The 23,079-nt window shown below is 62.2% G+C and carries 25 protein-coding genes and 1 pseudogene; 8 read left to right on the forward strand and 18 right to left on the reverse strand.

Annotated elements, in window-relative coordinates; genetic code table 11:
• Window positions 1–81: 81 nt before the first annotated feature.
• On the forward strand, window positions 82–639 hold the full coding sequence (locus RAE07_RS02400) for an AMIN-like domain-containing (lipo)protein (protein WP_248099799.1): 558 nt from the start codon (window positions 82–84) through the stop codon (window positions 637–639).
• Here RAE07_RS02400 and RAE07_RS02405 read toward each other — a convergent pair.
• Together RAE07_RS02405 and imuA' are read right to left on the reverse strand one after the other, a co-directional pair.
• Window positions 636–2,159, reverse strand: coding sequence for a DNA polymerase Y family protein (locus tag RAE07_RS02405; protein WP_317001259.1), 1,524 nt, complete (start codon window positions 2,157–2,159; stop codon window positions 636–638). The two genes, RAE07_RS02400 and RAE07_RS02405, sit on opposite strands and share 4 nt — an antisense overlap.
• Window positions 2,156–2,818, reverse strand: a complete 663-nt coding sequence (gene imuA', locus RAE07_RS02410; RefSeq protein ID WP_495525055.1) for a DnaE2-dependent mutagenesis accessory factor ImuA' — start codon at window positions 2,816–2,818, stop codon at window positions 2,156–2,158. The genes RAE07_RS02405 and imuA' overlap by 4 nt, the downstream gene beginning before the upstream one ends.
• A gap of 64 nt (window positions 2,819–2,882) precedes the next feature.
• On the opposite strand from imuA', the gene RAE07_RS02415 reads away from it, so the two are divergent.
• Together RAE07_RS02415 and RAE07_RS02420 are read left to right on the forward strand one after the other, a co-directional pair.
• Window positions 2,883–3,302, forward strand: a complete 420-nt coding sequence (locus RAE07_RS02415; protein WP_239205811.1) for a hypothetical protein — start codon at window positions 2,883–2,885, stop codon at window positions 3,300–3,302.
• A 137-nt stretch (window positions 3,303–3,439) separates the two neighbouring features.
• The gene (locus RAE07_RS02420) at window positions 3,440–4,477 is read left to right on the forward strand and encodes an HNH endonuclease signature motif containing protein (protein WP_317001261.1); all 1,038 of its coding nucleotides are present in this window, start codon (window positions 3,440–3,442) and stop codon (window positions 4,475–4,477) included.
• 65 nt (window positions 4,478–4,542) lie between these two features.
• Here the strand turns inward: RAE07_RS02420 and guaA are convergent, their stop codons facing one another.
• The gene (gene guaA / locus RAE07_RS02425; RefSeq protein ID WP_317001262.1) at window positions 4,543–6,117 is read right to left on the reverse strand and encodes a glutamine-hydrolyzing GMP synthase; all 1,575 of its coding nucleotides are present in this window, start codon (window positions 6,115–6,117) and stop codon (window positions 4,543–4,545) included.
• A gap of 33 nt (window positions 6,118–6,150) precedes the next feature.
• On the opposite strand from guaA, the gene RAE07_RS02430 reads away from it, so the two are divergent.
• The gene (locus tag RAE07_RS02430) at window positions 6,151–6,522 is read left to right on the forward strand and encodes a hypothetical protein (RefSeq protein ID WP_317001263.1); all 372 of its coding nucleotides are present in this window, start codon (window positions 6,151–6,153) and stop codon (window positions 6,520–6,522) included.
• Between the two features lie 103 nt (window positions 6,523–6,625).
• On the opposite strand, the gene RAE07_RS02435 is transcribed toward RAE07_RS02430, so the two are convergent.
• A complete protein-coding gene (locus RAE07_RS02435; RefSeq protein WP_200288243.1) occupies window positions 6,626–7,789 on the reverse strand; it encodes a GuaB3 family IMP dehydrogenase-related protein in 1,164 nt (387 codons plus the stop codon).
• A gap of 7 nt (window positions 7,790–7,796) precedes the next feature.
• Complete coding sequence (guaB, locus tag RAE07_RS02440; RefSeq protein ID WP_317001264.1) at window positions 7,797–9,317, reverse strand: IMP dehydrogenase; 1,521 nt, start codon at window positions 9,315–9,317, stop codon at window positions 7,797–7,799.
• Between the two features lie 118 nt (window positions 9,318–9,435).
• Here guaB and RAE07_RS02445 point away from each other — a divergent pair, with 118 nt between their 5' ends.
• On the forward strand, window positions 9,436–9,807 hold the full coding sequence (locus RAE07_RS02445) for a DUF5319 domain-containing protein (RefSeq protein WP_005326826.1): 372 nt from the start codon (window positions 9,436–9,438) through the stop codon (window positions 9,805–9,807).
• 3 nt (window positions 9,808–9,810) lie between these two features.
• Here RAE07_RS02445 and RAE07_RS02450 read toward each other — a convergent pair whose 3' ends face one another.
• Together RAE07_RS02450 and RAE07_RS02455 are read right to left on the reverse strand one after the other, a co-directional pair.
• On the reverse strand, window positions 9,811–10,566 hold the full coding sequence (locus tag RAE07_RS02450) for a hypothetical protein (protein ID WP_316330598.1): 756 nt from the start codon (window positions 10,564–10,566) through the stop codon (window positions 9,811–9,813).
• A gap of 65 nt (window positions 10,567–10,631) precedes the next feature.
• Entirely contained in the window at window positions 10,632–11,204 is a 573-nt protein-coding gene (locus RAE07_RS02455) for a sigma-70 family RNA polymerase sigma factor (RefSeq protein WP_316330597.1), read from the reverse strand.
• 306 nt (window positions 11,205–11,510) lie between these two features.
• Here RAE07_RS02455 and RAE07_RS02460 point away from each other — a divergent pair, with 306 nt between their 5' ends.
• Entirely contained in the window at window positions 11,511–11,813 is a 303-nt protein-coding gene (locus RAE07_RS02460; protein WP_023020627.1) for a WhiB family transcriptional regulator, read from the forward strand.
• A gap of 10 nt (window positions 11,814–11,823) precedes the next feature.
• Here RAE07_RS02460 and RAE07_RS11965 read toward each other — a convergent pair.
• The 5 genes and pseudogenes from RAE07_RS11965 to RAE07_RS02485 form a co-directional block, all read right to left on the reverse strand.
• A pseudogene (locus RAE07_RS11965) lies at window positions 11,824–12,162 on the reverse strand (hypothetical protein); the annotation flags it as partial.
• 84 nt (window positions 12,163–12,246) lie between these two features.
• Window positions 12,247–13,863: a chaperonin GroEL gene (groL, locus tag RAE07_RS02470; RefSeq protein WP_317001265.1), complete on the reverse strand. Its 1,617-nt coding sequence runs from the start codon at window positions 13,861–13,863 to the stop codon at window positions 12,247–12,249.
• An 8-nt stretch (window positions 13,864–13,871) separates the two neighbouring features.
• A complete protein-coding gene (groES, locus tag RAE07_RS02475; protein ID WP_005322702.1) occupies window positions 13,872–14,165 on the reverse strand; it encodes a co-chaperone GroES in 294 nt (97 codons plus the stop codon).
• Between the two features lie 186 nt (window positions 14,166–14,351).
• A complete protein-coding gene (locus RAE07_RS02480) occupies window positions 14,352–15,593 on the reverse strand; it encodes an FtsX-like permease family protein (protein ID WP_023020624.1) in 1,242 nt (413 codons plus the stop codon).
• Window positions 15,577–16,182, reverse strand: a complete 606-nt coding sequence (locus RAE07_RS02485; protein ID WP_023020623.1) for an ABC transporter ATP-binding protein — start codon at window positions 16,180–16,182, stop codon at window positions 15,577–15,579. The genes RAE07_RS02480 and RAE07_RS02485 overlap by 17 nt, the downstream gene beginning before the upstream one ends.
• Window positions 16,183–16,294: 112 nt before the next feature.
• Between RAE07_RS02485 and RAE07_RS02490 the strand changes: the two genes are divergently transcribed.
• Together RAE07_RS02490 and RAE07_RS02495 are read left to right on the forward strand one after the other, a co-directional pair.
• A complete protein-coding gene (locus tag RAE07_RS02490) occupies window positions 16,295–17,446 on the forward strand; it encodes a sensor histidine kinase (protein WP_200288248.1) in 1,152 nt (383 codons plus the stop codon).
• Window positions 17,443–18,078: a response regulator transcription factor gene (locus tag RAE07_RS02495; protein WP_200288249.1), complete on the forward strand. Its 636-nt coding sequence runs from the start codon at window positions 17,443–17,445 to the stop codon at window positions 18,076–18,078. The genes RAE07_RS02490 and RAE07_RS02495 overlap by 4 nt, the downstream gene beginning before the upstream one ends.
• 18 nt (window positions 18,079–18,096) lie before the next feature.
• On the opposite strand, the gene RAE07_RS02500 is transcribed toward RAE07_RS02495, so the two are convergent.
• The 6 genes from RAE07_RS02500 to RAE07_RS02525 form a co-directional block, all read right to left on the reverse strand.
• Window positions 18,097–19,533, reverse strand: a complete 1,437-nt coding sequence (locus tag RAE07_RS02500) for a purple acid phosphatase family protein (RefSeq protein ID WP_200288250.1) — start codon at window positions 19,531–19,533, stop codon at window positions 18,097–18,099.
• 122 nt (window positions 19,534–19,655) lie between these two features.
• Window positions 19,656–20,084 carry a hypothetical protein gene (locus RAE07_RS02505; RefSeq protein WP_023020619.1) on the reverse strand — a complete coding sequence of 143 codons (429 nt, stop codon included), beginning with the start codon at window positions 20,082–20,084 and terminating at the stop codon, window positions 19,656–19,658.
• A gap of 91 nt (window positions 20,085–20,175) precedes the next feature.
• Window positions 20,176–21,219 (reverse strand): tRNA (adenosine(37)-N6)-threonylcarbamoyltransferase complex transferase subunit TsaD, encoded by a 1,044-nt coding sequence (gene tsaD / locus RAE07_RS02510; RefSeq protein ID WP_317001267.1) that lies wholly within the window; start codon window positions 21,217–21,219, stop codon window positions 20,176–20,178.
• 19 nt (window positions 21,220–21,238) lie between these two features.
• Window positions 21,239–21,721: a GNAT family N-acetyltransferase gene (locus RAE07_RS02515; RefSeq protein ID WP_248099809.1), complete on the reverse strand. Its 483-nt coding sequence runs from the start codon at window positions 21,719–21,721 to the stop codon at window positions 21,239–21,241.
• Window positions 21,718–22,425: a tRNA (adenosine(37)-N6)-threonylcarbamoyltransferase complex dimerization subunit type 1 TsaB gene (gene tsaB, locus RAE07_RS02520; protein ID WP_239208227.1), complete on the reverse strand. Its 708-nt coding sequence runs from the start codon at window positions 22,423–22,425 to the stop codon at window positions 21,718–21,720. The genes RAE07_RS02515 and tsaB overlap by 4 nt, the downstream gene beginning before the upstream one ends.
• The gene (locus RAE07_RS02525) at window positions 22,425–22,934 is read right to left on the reverse strand and encodes a hypothetical protein (RefSeq protein ID WP_239208226.1); all 510 of its coding nucleotides are present in this window, start codon (window positions 22,932–22,934) and stop codon (window positions 22,425–22,427) included. The genes tsaB and RAE07_RS02525 overlap by 1 nt, the downstream gene beginning before the upstream one ends.
• Window positions 22,935–23,079 lie beyond the last annotated feature (145 nt).

Here is a 23,079-nt window from a genome sequence, read left to right on the forward strand (position 1 = left end):
GCTCACACCCTTGGCCACAATTCGGCCACGAAATACCCCCTCGGCTATACAGTTCACGGCCGAAACTATAACCTAGGGGGCATGTTGAAAGTCCGTCTCGTCGCAACGCTTCTCGTCGCTGCTTCCCTCAGCGGCTGCGCCGCCCAAGAGACGGACCGCACCACCATGGCTGCATCTGCGGATAACTCCCGGCTCAATCCACTAGGCCAGGCCAATATGGAAATGAAAACCCTCCGGCCGCAGGCCCCCTCCGAGCTCACGGTGACCAACGTGCGCATCGGCCAGCACGAGGGTTTTGAACGCGTTGTCTTTGAACTCGACGGCAGCGGTTCTCCCGGCTGGTTCGTAGACTATGCCGACACGCCCACGCAGCAGGGTTCTGGCAAGACTATTGACCACTCCGGCGAGACCGCACTCAATGTCAATATCGACGGCGTGGTCTACCCCTTCGAGGCGGGGAAGGACGATCCCCACATCGGCGTGGTGGATGCCCCCGTAGAGGGAGTCGTCACCCAGGTGGTCAATGGCGGTACCTACGAGGGCCGCTGCCAATTCGTCATCGGCATGACCTCGCGCAAGCCCTATTCCGTGCAGGTGCTCGATAACCCCACCCGCCTCGTAGTCGATATTCGCGATTAATAGGTCGCCTCCACCCGCCAGCGCCCGCCGGACCATACCAAAAGCCAGGCCCGCTGGTGCTCTTCGTGGTCGGCTTGGCCCACCACCTGCAGGCGCGCTACGTGCTGCGGATTATCAGTCCACCACTGCGTATCCACCGGCCAGGGACCGGCCCAGCCCAGTACGCGGAAGCGATGAGCTCCCCAGCTCAATGCCACCGGCGCCCCCGAAAGGAGAGCCTCGGCGGTGACGAATACTTCGCGACGAGCGGCGTCGATAAGCCGGATGCGCGCGGCCGGATGATTAGGCCCACCGCCCAGCCGCGCAGGCAGGGGTGCCGGAATACGGCCGGGCCACTCGCCTTGTGGCGGTGCGTCGCGCTGCTCGCCATAGGGCACGTACTCGATGCGCTCGGCCACCCCACGGCCGCCCACCGCCCGCGGCTGCAGCACGCGGTCAACCCCCAGCTGTGATTGCACGCGCGCGATCACGCGTTTGACCTGCTCCTGCGATCCCTCTCCGCCCCAGAGCCCGGTGGCGGACGGGGTGGCCACCTCCGCCGGCTCCAGTGCGAGGCGGCGGATAGCCGCGCCCCCACCAGTGGCACGCGAGAGCCAGCCATCGAGCTGCCAGCGCACGCGGTCCGCGGTGGCCTGCTCCGTCAGCGCTTCCTGTGTGCGCCACACCCGCGCCAACTCCTCGCCGGTGCCAAACTCCGCCACCACGCGCAGCCGCAGGCAGACCTTGCCGGCCTCTTCCAAGCGGGCATGCAGCCGGGACGCTAGCTGACGGGCCGCGAAGGCCGCCGCGTCCACGCGCTCGATGCGCTCTTCCATTTCCACGGCCAGGTCTGGGCGTGCCAGTTCTGGGGCCACCCGCCTATCCGCACGAGCCTGGGCCAGTTCGTGCGCGCGACGCCCGGACTCACCGAAACGGGTGGCTACCTGCTTAAACGGCAGTGCAGCTAAGTCGCCCAGGCGGCGCACGCCCAACTTATCGAGCTGCGCAACAAACCCAGCATCAAAGCCCAAGGCCTCATCGGCGGCGAGCACTCCTATGGGCTGGGTGGCCAAAAACTCTCGCGAGCCGCCCTCTGGCACCACCGCGCCCATGCCACGGTGCCGGGCCGCGATAACGGCCGTAGCAATCTCATCGGCGACGCCGAGGGTGGAATCGAAGCCGGCGTACGAAGAGGCGTCGACAAGCATCTCTAATGCTTTCTCCCCGTGGTAGCGCAGCGCCGCGCCCGCGTCCACAATGGCCAAACCAGGGCGCAGCACCTCCACCGAGGACGCCACCGCATCCAAACCGGCCGCAACCTCCGCAAACGCCGCACCATCCCGATCCGGATTGGCCTCCACCACCGTCGCCTCGGGGCACAGCGCTTGGGCCTGACGCAGGCGCATCCCACGCCGCACCCCCGCCCGGCGCGCCGCTCTATCACATACCGCAACCGCGTGATTGCGCGCAATGACCATAGGGCCCTGCCCGCCGACGGCCTGGATGGGCCAATCCGGAAACCACACGGCCGCTACCCTCATACGGCCTCCAGTCTGCGGTGTTGGCCCACCGTGAGCACCCCATGCACGCTAGCCTGCTTCGAGGTCACCTCAACGTCCATGTCCACGCCGCGAATGCGCCCACTGCCCTTGCCGACGCCCCGATAGGCACTCACCTGCGCCCCTATCTCCACCGCCGTGCCGGGCAAGCGCGTGCCCACCGTCAGCACCGCCGCGCGCCCGCCGCGCACCTTCGCCAGCACCGGCCGGGCCTTGGTTGGGCTCACCTCACCGGGCGGCCCATGATGGATGACTAGGTCCAGTCCTTCCGCCAATACCCCTGTCACCATCCAGGAATCCACGCCCGGATCTGGGACGGTTACCACACGTTCGATAACACCTTCCTCGGCCACTTGTGCGAGTAGTAAATCTGGCCACCCCACCACACCTACATACCCGCCGCGGGCGGTGAGGTGACAGATAAGATCCACCACAAGCGCTGGACAGTTAGTACAGTGCACCACGTGCCGGCGCGCCAAGCCGCCCGCAGGAAGCAGACGTGCCAGGCCAGGAAGCGTATCTACCAGCTCCTCTTCCGGGCCACGCTCCATAGCGCGCATGCGAGTACGCAGCATCGCCACACGGTCCGACCTACTTAGTCCGGCCACCGCTTTTTCTAGGCGAACGCTCGTTTGATTCACCCGAATAGTATGAACCCTCACCCGGACACATGCAAGTGTATGTTCGAATGGTAGCCTTAGCGGCATGAACTTCAACGCTGCCTACGGTGCCATGCGCGAGCACACCACCCCCATTCCCACTCCGCCATGGGTGCGTTTGGGTTCGTCCATCCTCATCGGTGCGGCCGTGGCGCTTTTGGCCAGCCGCGCACATATTTTTGCTGCACTAATCGGGGCGCTCGTGTGCCTCGTGGCAGCTTTCGTTCTCGTCTTTGCCCACCCCTACCGCCACGCGATGCGCGATTATGCCACCAAGCGCAATGTCACTCTGGTTCCTAGCATCGCACAGCTCGTGCCGCTGATGATTCTGTGGCTTATGGTGATGCTCGCCCCCATCGTGGCCCTACCCGCGTGGGGTGCCGGCCTGGTATGGCTGGTGGTCTTTGGCCTGAGCTTTCTCGTCTTCCCCCACGTGGATGGCACGCGACGGCTCGCGTTTGCCTAATCTATACGACACTTTTCGGGGTTATCCACAGCTTTTCCGCCCCGCCTCGGGTATGTAGGCCGGGTTATCCACACAACTGGCCGCAGCGGTTGCTCCGGCCGTGCGCCGGTGTAGGTGCGCGTCGTAGCGTTGCAGGCATGAACGCACTCGAGACCTACCTCACTGCCTTAGGCCCCGGCATGGACATCATCGCCGGGTGCCAAGGCATGTCCGGGTCCGAGCTTATGGACTACGGCGCGCCCGATGCCATCGCGGCCGATCTGCTTCTTTTGTGTGAGAGCTACTTTGGCCGCACCAAATTTACCCGGCTACAGCGCCGTGCTATTGCCGACGCCCGTCGCAACACCCATTCTATCGCCACACTCACCGCCCTAGAGCGCATTGTTAACCGCGCCCCGAGCAAGAAACAGGCCTGGGAGCTACGCGCGGAGTGCTGCGCAATGACCGGCGCGATGAGCCATATTCTCAAGCACGCCCGCCGGCGCCTGCGCGAGATGAAAGACAACACCGTTACTCCAGGTGTGCGCACTTACCGACGCCCCAATGACTACTGGACGCTTGCCATCACCGGAACCTCTAGTTTCATCGCGGATCTCAACGCCGCGCTGGCCGCGACCGGGAAGCAATCGCTCGAGGCGGTAGAAAAAATTTTCTTTGACCAGGCAGCGGCCGCGCGGGCAGAGGTGATAACCAATGCCATCGTGCCATTAGACAAATTCATTCGCATCCGCGACGGCCACGGCTACGATATCGAGCTCGACCTGACCAATGGCGCCACCATTACCGGCACCGAATATCTGCGGCGCGTACTCAACGACGTCGGCTTTTCTGGCGATAGAGAAACCGGCTACGTCACGCTCGTGCACCCCGAAGAAGGGCCGGTCAACCTCTACCGCACGGCGCGCGTGGCCAATGACAAACAGCGCATCATGGCCGCTGCAGAAAACCCACGCTGCGCCTGGCCGGGCTGCAACCAACCGGCCGATCTCTCCCAGGTCCACCACCTCAAGGCGTGGAGTAACGGTGGGGAGACGAATATGAAAAACCTGGTCATGTGCTGCGCCTACCATAACGGCGTCAACGATGATGACCCCAACGCTCCGCCCCGGCGCGGCCGCCTCGAGCGGGTGGGCGGGCGCATTGTGTGGCGTCCACCGTTTACCCCGCGCGAATAAACACGCCCCTCAAACGAGCGAAAAGGCGCTCAGCACTAGACTGAGCGCCTTCTACGCATGCCGTTTTACTCCCACTCGATGGTTCCCGGCGGCTTGGAAGTGCAGTCCAAGACCACGCGGTTGACGTCCTTCACCTCGTTGGTGATGCGGGTAGAAATCTTCTCCAGTACCTCGTAAGGCAAACGGGTCCAGTCTGCGGTCATGGCGTCCTCCGAGGACACTGGGCGCAGCACAATCGGGTGACCATAGGTACGGCCGTCGCCCTGCACGCCAACGGAGCGGACATCGGCCAGCAGTACTACCGGGCACTGCCAAATCTGGTCATCCAGGCCGGCATTGGTCAGCTCGGTGCGGGCAATAAGATCCGCCTCACGCAGCGTCTCCAAGCGCTCCTCGGTTACCTCACCGATAATGCGGATACCCAAACCTGGGCCTGGGAATGGCTGGCGGTAAACGATTTCTTCCGGCAATCCCAGCTCGCGGCCGACGGCGCGTACCTCGTCTTTAAACAGCAGGCGCAACGGCTCAACCAGCTCGAACTCCACGTCATCTGGCAAACCGCCAACATTGTGGTGAGACTTAATATTCGCCGTGCCGTCGCCGCCGCCAGACTCAACGACGTCCGGGTACAGCGTGCCTTGGACGAGGTAGTCGACGGTGGAGCCTGCAGGGGCGTCGTCAAGCACGCTCGCAACCGCACGCTCAAAGGCACGGATAAACTCCGCGCCGATGGCCTTGCGCTTTGCTTCTGGGTCGTCAACGCCGGCCAACTTCTCCAAGAAGGCACTGCGCTCATCCGCAGTCACCAGCTTCGCGCCGGTGGAGGCAACAAAGTCCTTTTCCACCTGCTCACGCTCGCCGGCACGGAGCAAGCCGTGATCTACGAAAACACAGGTGAGGCGATCACCGATGGCACGCTGCACCAGTGCCGCCGCTACAGCGGAATCCACACCGCCGGATAGGCCACAGATGGCGCGGCCGTCCTCGCCCACCTGCGCGCGGACATCCGCAATGAGCTGCTCGGCGATATTATCGGCCGTCCAGTTCTGCTCTAGGCCGGCAATCTCGGTCAGGAAGCGGGTAAGCACCTCCTGGCCGTGCGGCGAGTGCTGCACCTCAGGGTGGTACTGCACGCCGGCCATCTTCTTTTCCAGGCACTCCATCGCTGCAACCGGGGCACCGGCCGAAGTGGCCGTAACTTCAAAGCCCTCGGGAGCGGCAGATACGGCATCACCGTGAGACATCCATACCTTATGGGTAGTCTCCAGGCCAGCGTGCAGTACGCCGCCCTTAACGTTCATATCAGTGCGGCCGTACTCACGCTCGCCAGTCGACGACACAGTGCCACCAAGAGCGTGGTTCATGGCCTGGAAGCCATAGCAGATGCCGAAGACAGGAATGCCGAGCTCAAGCAGCTCCGGCTTCAGGGCCGGGGCACCGTCAGCATAGACGGAGGACGGGCCGCCCGTCAGAATAAGCGCGACAGGATCTTTAGCTTTGATTTCCTCCACGGACGCGGAGTGAGGGACAACCTCGGAGTAAATCTTGGCCTCGCGCACGCGACGGGCAATAAGCTGCGCGTACTGAGCGCCAAAGTCCACAACGAGGACGGGGCGCGGGGTAGTGTTTGGCTTAGTCACGCCCCATAGTCTAACCCACTAAACTGATAGCTTATGAAGCGCTTGGCTATTGTGCTCACCACCGGGCTATTGTTATGCGGTTGTGACGCCACCCCAACTACGGCCGAGGTGACGTCTGCGCTGGATGAACAAGGTCCACAAGAGGTAACACTCCCAGCCGCAGAAGTCTTTGGAAGCGAGTGGGACGAGTGGGCTCCCTTATGCGGCACTCAGCAGGCAGAGCGCATGGGATACCCAGAAGTAGCGCATAATTCGGTAGTGCTGCGCGCGAAAGAGGAAAAGAAGGTTGTAGAACTCAATCCTGCGGGAGCACGCGTGTGCCCAGTCCACGATGCAGGACAATGGCGGCCGATGTCGCGCGAGACCACATGGAGGAGGGAAGGCGGTTGGCAGTTGGTTTCCTGACCACCCTCCTTCTCCGCCACGCTCTACCTCTCCAGAGGAAAAGAAAGCTTGAAGACAAAACGCGGCTGCGCCAAGAAAGCACAGCCGCGTTCGAGATTGCCGATTAGTGGCGGACGGCGAGCTCGACCTTCTGGAAGGACTTCAGGTCGGTGTAGCCGCACTTTGCCATGGAGCGGCGTAGCGCGCCGACCAAGTTGGTGCGGCCGAAGGGCTCGCTGGAGGGACCGTGCAACACCGTTTCAAGCGAAGGAGCGGCAGACTCTTCTGCAGCTTCGGCCGGGGTACCGGCGGTGAGGAAATCAACATCCAAGTCGGCATCAGCTCCGGAGAACTGGACGAAGCCGCGGGGGAAACGCGGGTGACCGGCCGTGGCGGGCCAGTACCAGCCTTTACCGCCGGCCTCGCGGGCCTGAGCAAGCAGTGGGCCGAGAGCGACACTGTCGGCGCCACAAGCAAAAGCCTTGGCAATATTGCCGGAGTTTTCAAACTCGGTATCGGCGATGATGTGCACGTAGCGGCCGCCAGTCTCGTCGAGGTAATCGCGGCGGGCTGCGGCGGCGTCGGCAATCGCAGTGGCCATGGCCGAGTCGATACCAACGGTCTCGGCGTTGGTCGTCACACCAGCGCCTACGATAACGCCGGCCGCGCCAGTGCGCATCAGGTGCAGCGCGGTGGTGTAGTCGGTAACTCCGCCCGCGATGACCGGCACATCCAGCGATCCGATGAACTCCTTGAGGTTCAGCGGCTCGCCCCCGGTAGCCACGTGTTCGGCCGAGACCAGGGTGCCCTGAATAAACAGCAACTCAGCGCCGGCCGCGATGACCTTCGGAGCCATCTCACGAGCATTTTGCGGAGAAACACGCACAGCGACGGTGACTCCGGAGTCGCGGACTTGGGAGATGCGCTGGGTGAGGAGGGCGTCGTCAAGCGGTGCGGCGTGCAGCTCCTGAATGATGGAGTTATCGCCCGGCTGCGAGTAAATGCGAGCTAGAGCGCCTTCGAGGTCCTCGTGGCGGCCCCACAACCCCTCAGCATTAATGACGCCCAGGCCACCTTGCTTGCCCATCTCGATGATGAACTCGGGCGTGGCGAGCGCATCGGTGGGGTGGGACACGAAAGGGATGTCGAAGGTATAGGCATCGATGTGCCAGGTGGTATCCACGTCCTTGGAGGAGCGGGTACGGCGTTGCGGCACGATGGATAGTTGCTCTAGATCAAAGGTGCGGCGGGCCTCGCGGCCGATGCCAATTTCGGCGTATTCACGCATGATATTCCTAGCGGTAGTTTGGTGCTTCTGCGATTTGCTGCAGGTGGTGCGGGTGGGATTCCTTCAGGCCCGCGGCGGTGATTTGAACGAAGCGCTTGGTCTTTAGCTCAGCCAGGGTGGCGGAGCCGGTATAGCCCATGGAAGCGCGCAGGCCGCCGATAATCTGGTGCACAATGGCATCGATATCGCCGCGGAAAGGCACTCGACCCTCAACGCCTTCCGGAACCAGCTTGTCTTCGCTGCGGACATCGGCCTGGAAGTAGCGATCCTTGGAATAGGAGCGCTTTTCGCCGGAAAGTCCACGGCCCTGCATGGCGCCCATGGAGCCCATGCCGCGGTAGCGCTTGTACTGCTTGCCCTGGTAGACCACGATGTCACCGGGTGCCTCGGTGGTGCCGGCAAACATGGAACCCAGCATGACGGTATCGGCGCCGGCCGCCAAGGCCTTAGCAACGTCGCCGGAGTACTGCATGCCACCGTCACCGATCACCGGTACACCGGCCGGGCCAGCTACTGCGGCAGCTTCCATCAGGGCTGTAATCTGCGGCGCTCCCACGCCGGCGACGACGCGGGTGGTGCAAATGGAGCCCGGGCCGATGCCGACCTTGATGGCATCCGCGCCGGCATCAATCATTGCCTGGGCTGCCTCGCGGGTGGCGAGGTTACCGCCGATGACATCGACCTTGGAGCCAAAGTCCTTTTGGACGCGGGAAACCATTTCCAACACGCGGTTGTTGTGGGCATGGGCGGAATCGACGACGAGGGCGTCCACGCCGGCGTCGACAAGCGCGGCGGCGCGCTGGTAGGACTCCTCGCCGGTACCGATGCCGGCCGCAACCAACAGGCGACCGGCCGAGTCCTTCGACGCGTTAGGGTACTGCTCGGATTTCACAAAGTCCTTGACGGTGATCAGGCCGGTGAGCTTATTATTCGCATCGACGATGGGCAGCTTTTCCACCTTATTGGCCGAGAGCAGTTCGAGGGCTTCCTTCTTGGATACGCCCTCGCGCGCTACGACGAGCGGCATGGCCGTCATAACCTCGCTGACCTTGCGGTCAAAGTCAGGCTCGAAGCGCATATCGCGGTTGGTGCAAATACCGACTAAGGTGCCGTCCTCATCTACCACCGGCAGGCCGGAGATACGGAAGCGGGCGCACAGCGCGTCTACTTCCCCAATGGTCATATCCGGGCGGGCGGTGATGGGGTCGGTGACCATGCCCGACTCGGAGCGCTTGACTATTTCTACCTGCTCGGCCTGGTCCTCGGTAGACAGGTTGCGGTGCAGCACGCCGATGCCACCCTGGCGGGCCATGGCAACGGCCATGCGGGCCTCAGTCACGGTATCCATGGCGGCCGAGGCAAGCGGGACGCCGAGGCGAATATTGCGGGTAAACTGCGCGCCGGTATCGACCTCGGAGGGCACGATATTGGATTCGGCGGGCAACAGAAGCACATCGTCAAAGGTCAGGCCGCGCAGGGCTACCTTGTTCGGGTCATCTCCACCAGTATGAATACAGTTCTCGCTCATCGAGGTCTCTCCTTAACAGGTTTAGCGGCTACCACAACTGTAGTGCTTTGCCGGCCGACGACACCATTTGGGCAGGGGTAAATTGCCTCGGGAGGGTAAGTTCAATAGGCTCGCAGGCGTGAACTTCTTCGCCAATATGCCCCGCGATCCTTTCGCCGATGACCCGAATGACCCCGCCTCCTTCCTGGAGGAGGACGAGCAGGTCATGCCGCTTACCGACGACGACCGAATCGCCATCATCCACGACCTCGCGCTGGTGCAGAAATTCGCGTCCATCCTCGGCCCGCGCGGCATCGATGGCATCTTCTTCCTGTGCGAGGATTGCCAGGAAAACCACTTCTACGAGTGGGATATCATGGCCGCAAATATGCGCGCCACGCTCGAAGGGGAGCTAGCGCCAGTACATGAGCCGGGCGCCGAGCCGGATCCCTCCCGCTATGTTCCCTGGGACTATGCCTTGGGATACTTGGATGGCCTAGAGGGCCGCTAGCTTCTACAGCTGCTGGCCCATATCGATGGTGGTTGTCGGCTCATCCTCAACGTTCGGGTTGGGCTGTGGGTTCTGCTGCGCCGGCTCCGTGACTACCACGGTTTCGGTGGCGTACTGAGTTTCGGTCACGGTAACCTGTTCCGGCTGCTGTTCCGGTTGGGAAGCTTCTTCCGCCACGGTTTCGGTGGCGGTCTCCGTCACGGTGTGCGGGGCGGGCTTCGGGTGCGCAGAGCGCTTGTGTTCCGCCTCACTGTTGGCGGCGATGGCCTTTTCTTCCTTGCCTTCGGCCGCGTCCAGCTTGGCTCGGGCATCCCTCATCAGTTCCCGAGCACCTTCAATATCGCCTTCGGCCGCGCGAGATTCCATCTCTTCCAGCGTTCCGGCCAGCTCTACATTGCGGGTCTTATCCCCTTTATCAAAAGTTCCGGCATGCAGCATTGCGCCACCGGCTCCAGCAATGACTAGGGTTGCAGCGGCCGCGCCAATGAGACCATGCACGAAAGGCCCGCCGCGGCGACGCTTGCGCACCTTACCAAGATCAATAACCTGAGGCTCCGCCTCAGCGCCTTCTACCAGCGGGGCCGGAGGCATGTGCTTGTCGACGTCCCCCTTTAACTCCAGCAGCAACCCCGCCAGGTCATCCTGACGGTCGGAAGGGTCGTTGCCTTTCGAAAGCTCAGTGAGGAATGCATCATCATCGACCAAGGGCTGGAGCTGGTCCACTAGGTCGTCGTTATCGCCGTGGTGCTTAGGAGCCATGATGGTGTCTCTCCCCCTTCCTTTCTGTTATGAAATATCTGCTGTGAGATTGGGCTATAAGCCCTTTAGCGTGCAGTTTCCTGCGCGGCTTGGAGGGTCTTTCGCAATTGAGCTAGTGCTCGGTGTTGTGCCACACGGACCGCGCCTGGAGTGGAACCCACAATTTCCGCGGTCTCTTCTGCCGACAAACCGTTGAACACGCGCAGAATAACGATGTTTTTCGCCTTATCACTTAATGTATCGAGCAAGGCGCGCATTCTGTTACTACCGTCGGCCTCTAGCGCCCACTCTTCAGGAGTGGCTTCACGCGCGGAGTCTTCCGGAATTTCTTCGGTAGGCGTGGACTTATCGCGGCCCATCGCGCGGTGAGCATCAGTGACCTTATTAAATGCGATGCCATAAACATAGGCCATAAAAGGACGGCCCTTGTCCTCATAGGAACCAATCGAGGTAGCCACTGCTAGGCAAATCTCTTGGGCCACATCTTCCGCGGTGGGTTGGCGGCCGCCCCCGATGCGGGCGCGGCAGTAACGCAGGACCTGCGGGTGAATGATCTGCAGGACTTTTTGCAGCGCTCGACGGCTGCCGTCGACGGCATGCGGAACGAGATCCGCTAGCTCCTGTTCCCTATCGCTCACGTATGCACCCTCTGAGATGTTTTCGACCGGTAACTAACCATATTGGCACACGGGGAGTTTATGCAAAGGCAACGCGCAGCCCCATTACCTATGCAAGCTGAGCGGCAGAAAATTCACAAACCGTTAACCTTCGGCGTTTGCGCTGGTAAACCATGGTGCAGGAAGAGGAAGTGCGAGAATAATACTTAAAAGTCAAAAATCGGTAACCCACCGTTTACCCACGCGCGAAACACTACGTGAGGTTGCTTTCCGCGACGCTGCGGAAGCCACACAAGAATTCTCGCCCTTACAAAGGAGCTTAGTAACGTGTCTCAGCCTCATTTGCTTCCCGGTCCCACCGCTGACCTGTGGGATTGGCAGCTACAAGGCGCCTGCCGCGGAGAAAACTCGGACGTATTTTATCACCCGGATGGCGAGCGCGGCCGCGCCCGCGCCCAGCGCGAGAATCGCGCCAAAGCCATCTGCAATTCTTGCCCGGTCATTGATTTGTGCCGCGAGCATGCCTTGCAATCCGCCGAGCCCTACGGTGTCTGGGGCGGAATGAGCGAATCCGAACGCGTGGTAGAGCTTCGCCAGCGTCGCCGCGCCGCCGCGCCGGTCAACGCTTAAGGCAGGAAAGTTAGGGGGAGACGAGGGCGTCGGCAAAACGCCCCTTCACCGAGTCACGCTGTTCGGCTAAGTCTGCTGGCGTGCCGCTAAAGACCGCCTGGCCGCCGGCCAAACCGGCTCCGAGGCCCAAATCGATGGCGTAGTCCGCGTGCGCGAGCACAGCCAGGTTGTGGTCGATACGGATGACGGTATGGCCGGAGTCCACCTGCTCATCACGCCCGGCTCCACGTAGACCACACCCGCGCCGTTGCGATTGAGGCAGGCACCCTCGAAACTCGCGGAATAAGAGTGCGGGTTTGATGCCATTGGCCTTGGCGAAGGCCTTGCGAACGGGGTCGGTATCACCGGTGACCTTGATGTATTCCACGGCCCTAGTCCAGGTACAACAAAACCCGCCTCGCGGGAAGCGGGGCGGGTGATGTTGGTAGCCAGTTTAGTGCTGGTGGCCGTGACCGGTGTCAGCTGGCTGCTCTTCCTGTGGCTTTTCCACCACGGAGGCCTCGGTGGTAAGAACCATGCGGGCCACGGAAGTGGCGTTGACCACGGCCGAGTGGGTGACCTTGACTGGGTCAATGATGCCGTTATCGATGAGGTTTCCGTACTCCAGGGTATTGGCATTGAAGCCTTCGCCATTGGACATCTCGGCAACGCGGGAGACGACGACAGCACCGTCGAGACCGGCGTTTTCGGCGATCCAGAACGCCGGGCGGGTCAGCGCGCGGGCGACGGCGAGGACGCCGACCTTTGCTTCGCCCTCAAAGCCCTCAGCGAAGGACTCCAGCTCCTTAGAGATCTGGACCAGCACAGAGCCACCGCCGGCGATGACGCCTTCTTCAACGGCCGCGCGGGCCGCGTTGATGGCGTCTTCGACGCGCAGCTTGCGCTCGTTGACCTCGGTCTCGGTGGCGGCGCCGACGCGGATGACGGCCACGCCACCGGAGAGCTTAGCCAGGCGCTCCTCCAGCTTTTCCTTATCCCAGGTGGAGTCGGTGCGCTCGATTTCGCGGCGGATCTGCTCGCGGCGCTCCTCTACCGCTTCAGCGGTGCCGCCACCATCGACGATGACAGTGTCTTCCTTGGTGATGGTCACGCGGCGAGCGGAGCCCAAAACGTCGAGGTCAGCCTCGTTGAGGTTAACGCCCACCTCTGGGTCGATGACGGTGGCGCCGGTAACGACGGCCAAGTCATCCATGAAGCCCTTGCGGCGCTCGCCAAAGTACGGAGCCTTCACGGCTGCGACCTTGAGCACCTTGCGGATGGAGTTGACGACGAGCGCCTGCAGCGGCTCACCCTCAACGTCCTCTGCGATGATGAGGGTTGGGCGGTTGGTCTCGGCGATCTTCTCCAGCAGCGGCAGGAAGTCCGGCAGGGAGGAGATTTTATTGCGGACGAGGAGCACAGCGGCGTCGTCCAGCACGGCGTGGTAGGTCTCTTCCTCCGTAGCGAAGTACGGGGAAAGGTAGCCCTTGTCAAAGGAAATTCCCTCGGTGACATCGACGGCGGAGTCGATGGTCTGGGATTCTTCGACGGTGACAACGCCGTCCTTGCCCACCTTGTCCATAGCACCGGCAACCATCTCGCCGACCTCCGGGTCGCGGGAAGAGACGGTGGCTACCTGGGCAATCTCGGACGAGGAATTGACTGCGGTGGCGCGGGCCTTGAGCTCCTCCACGGCCTTTTCGGCCGCCGCCGCGATGCCGCGGTTAAGCTCGATTGGGTTAGCGCCAGCTGCGACGTTGCGCAGGCCTTCGAAGATGAGTGCCTGGGCCAGCAAGGTGGCGGTAGTGGTGCCGTCACCTGCGATGTCGTTGGTCTTGACTGCAACGGACTTAACCAGCTGGGCGCCGAGGTTCTCGAATGGTTCCTCGATGTCGATATCGCGGGCGATGGTCACGCCATCATTGGTGACGGTGGGGCCGCCAAAAGCCTTGGACAGCACGACGTTGCGGCCGCGCGGGCCGAGAGTGACCTTGACGGCATCAGCCAGCGTATCGACGCCGCGCTGAATTCCCTCGCGGGCTTCTTGGTCGAATGCAATAAGCTTTGCCATAGTGAGGCCTACTTCTCGATGACGGCGAGCAGGTCACGGGAGGACAGCAGCAGGTACTCCTCACCGTTGTACTTCAGCTCGGTGCCGCCGTACTTGGAAAAGACCACGGTATCGCCCTCGTTGACGCCTACCGGGGTGACCTCACCCTTGTCGTTGGTGCGGCCTGGGCCTACTGCAACGACGGTAGCTTCCTGCGGCTTTTCCTTAGCGGAATCCGGGATAACCAGGCCGGAAGCGGTGGTGGTTTCAGCTTCTACGATCTGTACGAGGACGCGGTCCTCGAGAGGCTTAATGTTTGCCATGATGTTTCCTCCGTAGTGTTCGTATGCGCGCCGGTATGGCACGCGCGTGCCGGTTGTGGATGTCCAGCACAGCCGTCGTCGCGGGTGAACAACTGTGGGTCAAACAACCTGATTAGCACTCTACCCTCGCGACTGCTAACCCTCAACAATGACCCGGCCCACATTCTTAAGCCCTCAGCGATCCTTTCAGCGCTCCCGATTCCCCGCGCGTACAAAGCCGGCAAGCGCCAGCTTGACGACGCCCAGGGCGATAGACATCGCACCAAAAATTACGGCGAAGGCCGGCCACCACAGCTGCTCCACCAACGTTTGGCCGAAAGGAACCTGTGGGGTGAGCAGGTGGTGGAGTGGGAGGAGCGTCGCCAAGCACAGCGCCCAGACCACGCCGGCCGCAGTCAGGGTGAGGCAGGCCGCCTCCCCCACTTGTATGCGCGCCCAGGCCCCGGGGGTAGCGCCGGCGAGGGTGAGGCCGCGGATATCGGAGGCAATGCGTCCGTGCATGAGCAGCGAGGTGAGCACGGCACTCACGATGCTGGGGGCAAAGACAGGCCCTAAAAGGGCGACGAAGACCTGCCAGGACGATAGGGTGCCGCCGGCGCCTGCGGCGCTTTCAAAGCGCAGGCCAGAGCCTACGGCGACGATAAATCCGCCGACGAGGACCCACGGCACGATGTGCGGGGTAGAAAAGTTGCGACGCACGCGTACATTGGCCCCAGCGATGCCGGCCGCGCGGGTCCATTGGTCGATAGCGGGCATAAGCCAGGGCCAAAAGAGGGCGACGAGGATGACCAAGCCCATCTCGGCCGAGAGAAGATCGCCGGGATCGGCAATGTGCAGGCACCCGTAAACCGTGCTGCCGATGGCCGCGGACGCGAGCAAGAATTTCACCACGGTCCAGGCCGGGTGTGCGGTGGTGCGCGGCCGGAAGACTCGGCGCAGTGGAGGCAGCGCGCCAACTAGCGCTGCGGACATGCAGACTATGACCGCAATGACCGTGACCTGGCCGGTAATGGCAAGGTCCGGCATGGGGATGCCATCGCTGCGTAGCGCGCGTACGCACGGAGCGAGCAGCGGGCCGGCCGGCAGTACTCCAAGGAGCCCTGCGGCCGCGCTGACTACGGCGACCTGGCCTAGAATGAAGGCAATAATCATCCACCCCGGCATGCCCACCATGCGCCAGGAACGGTAGACCGGCTCGCGCTCGGCGATGATAAGGCGCATTTGCGATAGCGTCACCAACACCACCACGCACAGGGCCATGCCGAGTACCGTGCCGCCCACCGGGCCGGCGGGGTTTTCTTCGGCCCCGGAGGAGGCGACCAGCATGGCTAGCGCCAGGGTGCACGAGGTGGAAGAGACCACCAACGTCAGCGCCACAGCCAGCCACGATAACCAATTGGACTGTAAGTCCTTAAGCCACACCAGCATGGGCTACCTCCTCAAGGGAAATAACGCGGTCGGCCGCTTCAGCGGCGAGGTGCGAGTGGGTCACCATAATCACGCTGGCGCCATCGCGGGCGGCGGTGCGCAGGTGGGAAAGGACGGTGGATGCGGTGGCGTCGTCAAGCGCGCCTGTGGGTTCGTCGGCGAAGATATAGGGCGCTTGAGCCAGCAGGGCCCGGGCTACAGCCACGCGTTGTTGCTGACCACCGGAAAGCTGTGCGGGCAGGCGGCGCTCCAGACCAGCAAGGCCGAGCGAATCAAAGACCTCCGCCACCCGGCTGCGTGACGGGCGCCGGCCGGAAAATCGCGCGGTCAAGGTGGCATTGCGCTGCGCATTGAGGGATTCTAAGAGGTTATAGTCCTGGAATACAAAGGCACGCTGCCTGCGCCCCGGCGCGTTGACTTGTCCGGAAGTGGGTTTATCCAGCCCGGATAGCAGGTTTAGGAGCGTGGTTTTACCGCTACCGGAAGGCCCCATGATGGCGACGAATTCGCCCGGGGCGATGGAAACAGTGACCCGCTTGAGCACAGTGCGGCGGCCGTAGCGCTTGGTGAGATTTTCTGCTTTTAACATGCCTTTGATTCCACTCGGCCGCGCAGAAGAAAGACATGGGGCGGGCTGCCCAGAAAATGGTAGAGCTAGCTCTACTGCCCCACGCCGGGTAAGGCGGCTAGGCTCTTGGGTTATGCGAACCCTCAAAGCCTGCGCGTGGAGCCTTGTCCTTGGCGCGCTATTTATCCCGGCGTTGGTGGTTTCGGTGCTGATGCTGCCGTGGGTTCCGCTGGTGGGTCGGGCGGCGGAGTTTGTCGGCCGGTTGGGTGCACGGTGGATGGGCGTGGAGATCCCTTCCCGGCGTGCGGGCCGGTGGTTTGATTGGCAGCAGTTTTATCACCTTATTTTGCAGCTATTGCTTTCAGCTGCCTGCTTTGCCGCGTGGACTGCCTTGGGTTTTACGGCGGGTGTGCTGGTCATTGCGCCATTCGTGCCAAAGACCGAATTCTCCTTTGGCGAGTGGTCTACCACCAACCGGCCGCTCATTTTCTTTACCTGCTGGCTCACCGCGCCGTTGCTGGTGGCTTTATTGGTGGGGCTCAACCGCCTATTGGTCTTGGCGTCGACCTCGTTGACTCGGCTGGCGTTGAGCCCCTCGGCCGAGGAGTTGGCGGCCTCGCGCGCCACGCTTATCGATGCCTTCTCCGGCGAGCGCCGCCGCATCGAGCGCGAACTGCACGATGGACCGCAGCAGTACCTGACCGCGCTCAAGCTCAACTTGGCGGCGGCGAAGTTGCAGGCCCCGTCCGAGGCGCTGCCTGCTTTGGCCGATGCGGAACATAATGCTTCTTTGGCCCTGGCTTCCCTGCGCGCAACGGTGCGCGGCATTGCCCCGCAGGTGCTTTTCGACGCCGGGCTTATCCCCGCCCTCGACGAGCTACTCGCCCACTCCGGGCTGGAGACTGAACTGCACGTGGACGGGCCGGAACGCTCCGTGGACGAGACCACTGCCCTGCTGGCCTATCATGCGGTGGCCGAGGCGCTTACCAATGCCTCCAAGCACGGCACGGCCACCGAGGCGAAGGTAACGGTTACTTTCGGGGACATGCTGCGCCTGGACATCGTTGATAATGGCACCGGCCCCGACCTCAGCCCCACGGCCAAGGCGTCCACCACGGACGCGGCGACAGTCGCCACGTCGGGAGCCGGTACCGGCATAGCCGGGCTACGCGAGCGCGCCGCCGCACTGGGCGGCACGCTAAAACTTGCCGCGGCACACGAGACTGCCGCGGGCGAACGCGGCGGCCGACTACTAGTCGAGCTGCCGCTGAAGGAGGCGGAATGAAACTATTACTCGCGGAAGATTCCGCGCTGCTGCGCGCCGGGCTCGAGCAGCTACTCAGCTCTTTGGGCCATAGAGTTACAGCCGCCACGGATGCCGAAGAACTGCGCGCAATCGCTGGGCGAGAAGCCTTCGACCTCATTATCAGCGATGTGCGCATGCCGCCCACCATGACTGACGACGGCCTGCGAGCCGTCCATGACCTGCGAGCGCTAAACCCTACCCAACCAGTGGTGGTGCTAAGCCAATACGTAGCGGCAAGCTACCTCGACCGCCTCTTGGAGCACGGGGGATTTGGCTATCTGCTCAAAGAGCGCGTCTCTGATGTAGAGGAATTCGTGCGCACGCTCGACGAGGTCGCCCGCGGCGGCACCGTGGTGGACCCAGAGGTGGTTACGGCACTGCTGTCTGCAAAGCGCACTGGCCTCGCCCAACTCACCGCCCGCGAACGGGAGGTGCTGGGACTGATGGCGCAGGGGTTGAGCAATAAAGAAATTGAAGACACGCTCGTTCTTAGCGCTGGCGCGGTAAGCAAGCATGTCTCCAATGTTTTTACGAAGCTCGGGTTCCTGCCCGAGGATTCTAACCGACGGGTCAAGGCCGTGCTGGCGTGGCTGCGCCACACCGAGCGCTAATAACGCCGGCGACGCGAGCTACTTCTTGGAGCTGAGTCCACTCAAAGCATCGCTGGAGCTCAGGGAGCTGCCGCCTTCCGGATCCTGTGGCACCTCTGGGGTGTCGGGGTCGGTAGAGGCGTCGGCAGGCGCAGCGCCACGGTCCTTCTTCTTCAGCGAAACCTTGTCTACCAGGGTGTTATCGGCTTCGTTGAAGGTAGCGAAGGTGAGCTTGTCATCGGAGACATCCACGCGCATGTAGTCCTCGGTGTAGTCCTGGCGCCACATGGCGGTGGACTCATGGGCGAGCTTCGGATCGATGGTCTCCATGCGTGCGCCCTTGTGCTTCTGATTATTAACGTCAGTGAAGTCGTAGTACTTGCCGCCACCCGCGGTGGTGGTGGTCAGATACAAGGCCTCACCATCCTTGGGTTCGAGGACATCGCCGCGCTGCGGCTTCTTTTCTGGCAGAACTGGCTTGTTGTTTTTCATCAGGTGGCTGCGGGTGTAGATGTGGTCGTGGCCGGAGAGCACGGCATCGACGTTGAGCTCAGAAAGCACCGGGGTGAGCTTCTCGCGCAGGTTGGTGACGTCCTTATCAAAGTGATGCGAGCCCTGGGAGTACGGGCCGTGGTGCATACCGACGACGATCCAGTCATTATCCGCGCCGCGGGATTCGATAGCCTCGCGTAGGAACTGCTCGTGACGGGCGATATCGGCGTCGGAGGAAGCATTGGAGTCTAGGCCGATGAAGAGCACGTTATTGCGCTCGAAGTAGTGGTCGCGGATATCGTCCGCCTGGTGCGGGTTGGAGAAATGCTCATCATGATGTTTCATGGTGAGGTTATAAGTCTCGTGGTTGCCCGGAACGGTATTGGTCGGGATGTGACGAATTTCCGGGGCGGAGAAGTAGGCATCGTACTGCGGCACTTGGGCGCCCCAGCCTTCTACTTGATCCCCTAGGGACCAGATCATGTTGGCATTGGGCACATGGGAAGCCGCGTGAGCGATGGTCTTGCGCCACTGCTCCGCTTGGTCATCTACCTTGAGGTCCACGCCGATTTGCGGGTCTGCAACGGTGAGGAAAGACCACTCATCGCCATTGGAGCCGGTGTTAAAGGTCTCTGGTTCGGACCAGCCGCCTTCCTCAGAGCCAACGCGGTAGGAGTACTCGGTATCCGGCTGCAGATCGGTGGCGGTGGCGAACTGGGATTTATAAAGCAGGGCGCCGTAATCGCGTTCCTCGGCGCGGAAAGTCTTGGTGCCTTCCGGGCCGGTAACCTCGAGGACTTCGTCGGCTTTGGACTTGGTGCGCCACGTAACCATTACCTGGGATTCATCCTCGCCCGGCTGCAGGATGGTGCGGTAGATGGGCGAATCAGCGGCCAACGCCGGGGTGGCGGGCACGATGGTGGCGGCACCGCCCACGGCAAGGGCGGTAACGAAGGAGGCGACGAAGCGCGATGATCGAAGCATACAGTTTTCACCTTTTGGAGTCTTAGAAAAAGCAGTACGACTCCCTAGGACACCATAAGAATGTGAACACCGTATTACGAGCGCGCGAAAAGCGCTTGAACCCTACCTGTGAGGGGCTAGGTTTAAAGGCTCTTGGTGGAATTGATAACGGCCGCGCGCCAGAGCGTGTACTCCTCTGGGTTATCTTCGCGGTAGTTCTTGACGGCGCGAATGCCCTGCTCCACGGACTCGATGACGGCGTCAATGGTTTTATCTTCGCCCTCGGCATCAACGAAGATGACCGGACCACAAATGGAGCGGATGGGGTCTTGCAAGAAAGCGGCATTGCCGGTGGCGGCGGCGTTGCGCGCCAAGGAGGCTACTGGGTTGGGTTCGGCGCCTTCGGCCTTGGCTTCGGGGTTGTAGAGCGCCGCATAGGTGGTGCCGTCTTCTTGGAATACTACGGAGACGCGGTCCTCAGTGGTGCCGCCCAAGAACTGGTTGGCGTGCTCCAGCTCGAATTCCAGCTTGCGGCGGGTGAGATCAGGGTTGACAAGGAAACCGACGGTCATGAGAGAAAGCTCCTTCACAAAGCCAAGAGGGCATGAACGCCTTTTAGGGTACCGGCCCCGCACCCCGCCTGCAGAGCGAGAAAGAAGAACTTTAGGTTAACTGCGGCTCTTCTACATCCAGCTGGGTATCGGTGCCAACTCCGAGGCCAGAGGGCTGGGCACCTTCATGAATAAGCTGCGCACCAATGCCCGCGATCATCACGCCATTGTCGGTACACAGCGAAAAGCGCGGCACGCGCAGCTCGACCCCAGCGGCGGCACAGCGCTCGGCGGCGAGCTCGCGTAGGCGGGAATTCGCGGCCACGCCTCCTCCCAGCAGCAGGACGCGGGCGCCTGTATCTGCGCAGGCGCGGACGGCCTTAGCGGTCAGGACATCGGCCACGGCTTCCTGGAAGCTGGCGCAGACGTCTTCCACGCTGATGGTCTCCCCTGCCTTTTCGGCGCGCTCCACGTAGCGAGCCACGGAAGTCTTTAGCCCAGAGAAGGAGAAATCGTGGCGATGAGGGCCGCGCAGATCCTCGGGGCGGGACATGCCGCGCGGAAAATCGATGGTGGCTTTACCGCGGGCGGCGAGCTTATCAATCACGGGGCCACCGGGGTAGCCCAGCCCGAGGAGGCGGGAGACTTTGTCGTAGGCTTCACCGGCGGCGTCATCAAGCGTGGAGCCCAGCTCGCGCATGGGCTTGCCGACGGCCTCTACCTCCAACAGCTGCGTATGCCCACCCGAGACCAAGAGGGCCACCGAGTGCGGCAGCTCTTCGCCTTCCAGGTTGGCCACGGCAACGTGGCCGCCAAGGTGGTTCACGCCGTAGAAAGGCACGCCCCAGGCTGCGGCATAGGCCTTAGCGGCCGAGGCCCCCACCAGCAGCGCGCCGGCCAGGCCGGGCCCCACGGTGGCGGCGATGGCATCTGGCTTGGCGATGCCGGCCTCTTTGAGCGCCGCCTGCATGACCTGCGGCATGGCTTCAAGGTGGGCGCGGGAGGCGATTTCCGGGACGACGCCGCCGAAACGGGCGTGCTGTTCCATGGAGGAGGCGACGGCATTTGCGAGGATCTCCATGTGACCGTCCTCGCTAAGCTCGACGATGCCCACGCCGGTTTCGTCGCAGGAGGACTCGATGCCCATGATCTTCATGACTGCTCCTTAAGTTTCTTTAACGCTCGGACTGGCGCGGGCGCACCATCACGTGCGCATCTGCTCCGGAAGGTTGGTAATAATTCTTACGCATCCCCTGCTTGGCAAAGGCATACCCCTCATAAAGGCCGATAGCAGGTTCGTTGCCTACCCGTACCTCGAGGAAGACCGGGGCGTCTTTAAGATCCGCAATATGACAAATATTGTCCATCATCATGCGAGCGATGCCGCGGCGCTGTGCGGCGGGGTCGACGCCGATGGTGTGGATTTCAAATTCTGGATCAGCCGCTGGCCCCATCATGCCGATTCCCGCATAACCTAGCAGCACTGTGGATTCGTGCGCGGGGTCGAGCGCGCCTTCTACCCCGAAATAGAAGTTGAAGGGCTGGGCCATTTCCTGGTGGAAGACTCCGCTGGACCATGGGGTCTCTCCGGGGAAAAGGACCTTTTCCAGCTCGGCGCACCGGGGTGCGTCGGCCGGGGTCAACTCGCGCAGCTTCACAGTTCAACCTTAGGAATGGCGGCCGACAGCTGTTGCTGCTTCGGCGGAACCGCATCCGGGCGGCGTAGGTAGAGCGGCACAACGGGGGCCGGTTCCGCAGTGAGGTCAGCTACAGCCACTAGGGCTGCTGCGGTGGGATGGGCCGCGCGGTGCGGCAGCTCGGTCAGCTCCTCCGGTAGCTGAGCGGCGAGGCGCTCGGGGATGATGACCTCGGCAGTACCGGTGAGTCCCACCTCAACTTCTGCCGGCTTAGTTACCTCAGGACCAGAGATGCGCTGCACACCAGAATCGGTGGCGCGGTAGGTGGCCCAATAGATCTCTTTGCGGCGTGCGTCGGTAGCCACCAAGGCGGTGGCCTCGCCGTCCGCGTCTGCGGGGCTCGCGGGGAGGCCGGCAGCATGGGCGATTGCATCGTGGGTGCATACGCCGTGGAGGGGGATGGACAGGGCGTCGGCAAGCGCGGAGGCAGTCGCCATCCCCACGCGCAACCCGGTAAACGGGCCTGGGCCCACGCCGGTGACCACCGCATCTAGGTCGGAATACTCCATGCCTGCCTCTGCGAGGGCGTCAGTGATCGTAGGTATGAGCAGCTCATTATGAGCGCGGGTATCTTCCAATACGCGCTCGGTGGTCTGCCCAGTGGCGGTATCTACTACCCCGGTGACCAAGGCGGTAGTTGCCGTGTCGATCGCGAGGACGCGCATTAGCCAACCAGCTTCCAGGTTCCATCCTGACGCTGGAACGCCAAAGGCTGAGCGCCCTGGACCATCGGTACTCCGCCATCCAGGCTCTGGCCCTGCTGCTCCATGGCCTTGATTTGGGTATTGATCATTTCACAGACTTCGACCTTTTCCGGGTCCAGCTCTTCGATGAAGGGCTCAGTGCTCTGGGAGATGGCAACCGCATAGCTCTTGCCCTCTGGGACCTTGCCATCTTCAAAAGTGATGTCCTTGGTATCGATCTGTGCCTCTTTGACCTTATCTTCCTTCATGCCCGGGCAGATGAAGCCAATAGCGGCATAGTCCTTGCCGTAGACATCGGAAGGAATAAGGCTCATCGCCTCCAGGTTTTTCGGCGTCTTAGACAGCGTGGAGCTGAGGTTTCCCTCCAATGGATTGTCCTCGCGCAGGGTAGACGAGGCGAGGAGAACCATCATGACAACAATAAAGATGGCGATAATGGCGGCGGTAAGGTTGCGAGCGAATTTAGTCATGGGGTGAGTAAGGCTCCTTGAAAAGTTTTTAAGTTTCAGGCGGTGGGCGGTTTATCTGGCAACCGATGCTACCTGGTTAACCGCAACACAAAACCCACAGGGTAGTGCCTGCCAGTGTAGGCGGGCGACCCTGTGGGTGAGTAAT

The organism is Corynebacterium nasorum, assembly GCF_032821635.1.
In the GTDB taxonomy this organism is placed as follows: Bacteria; Actinomycetota; Actinomycetes; order Mycobacteriales; family Mycobacteriaceae; genus Corynebacterium; species Corynebacterium kefirresidentii.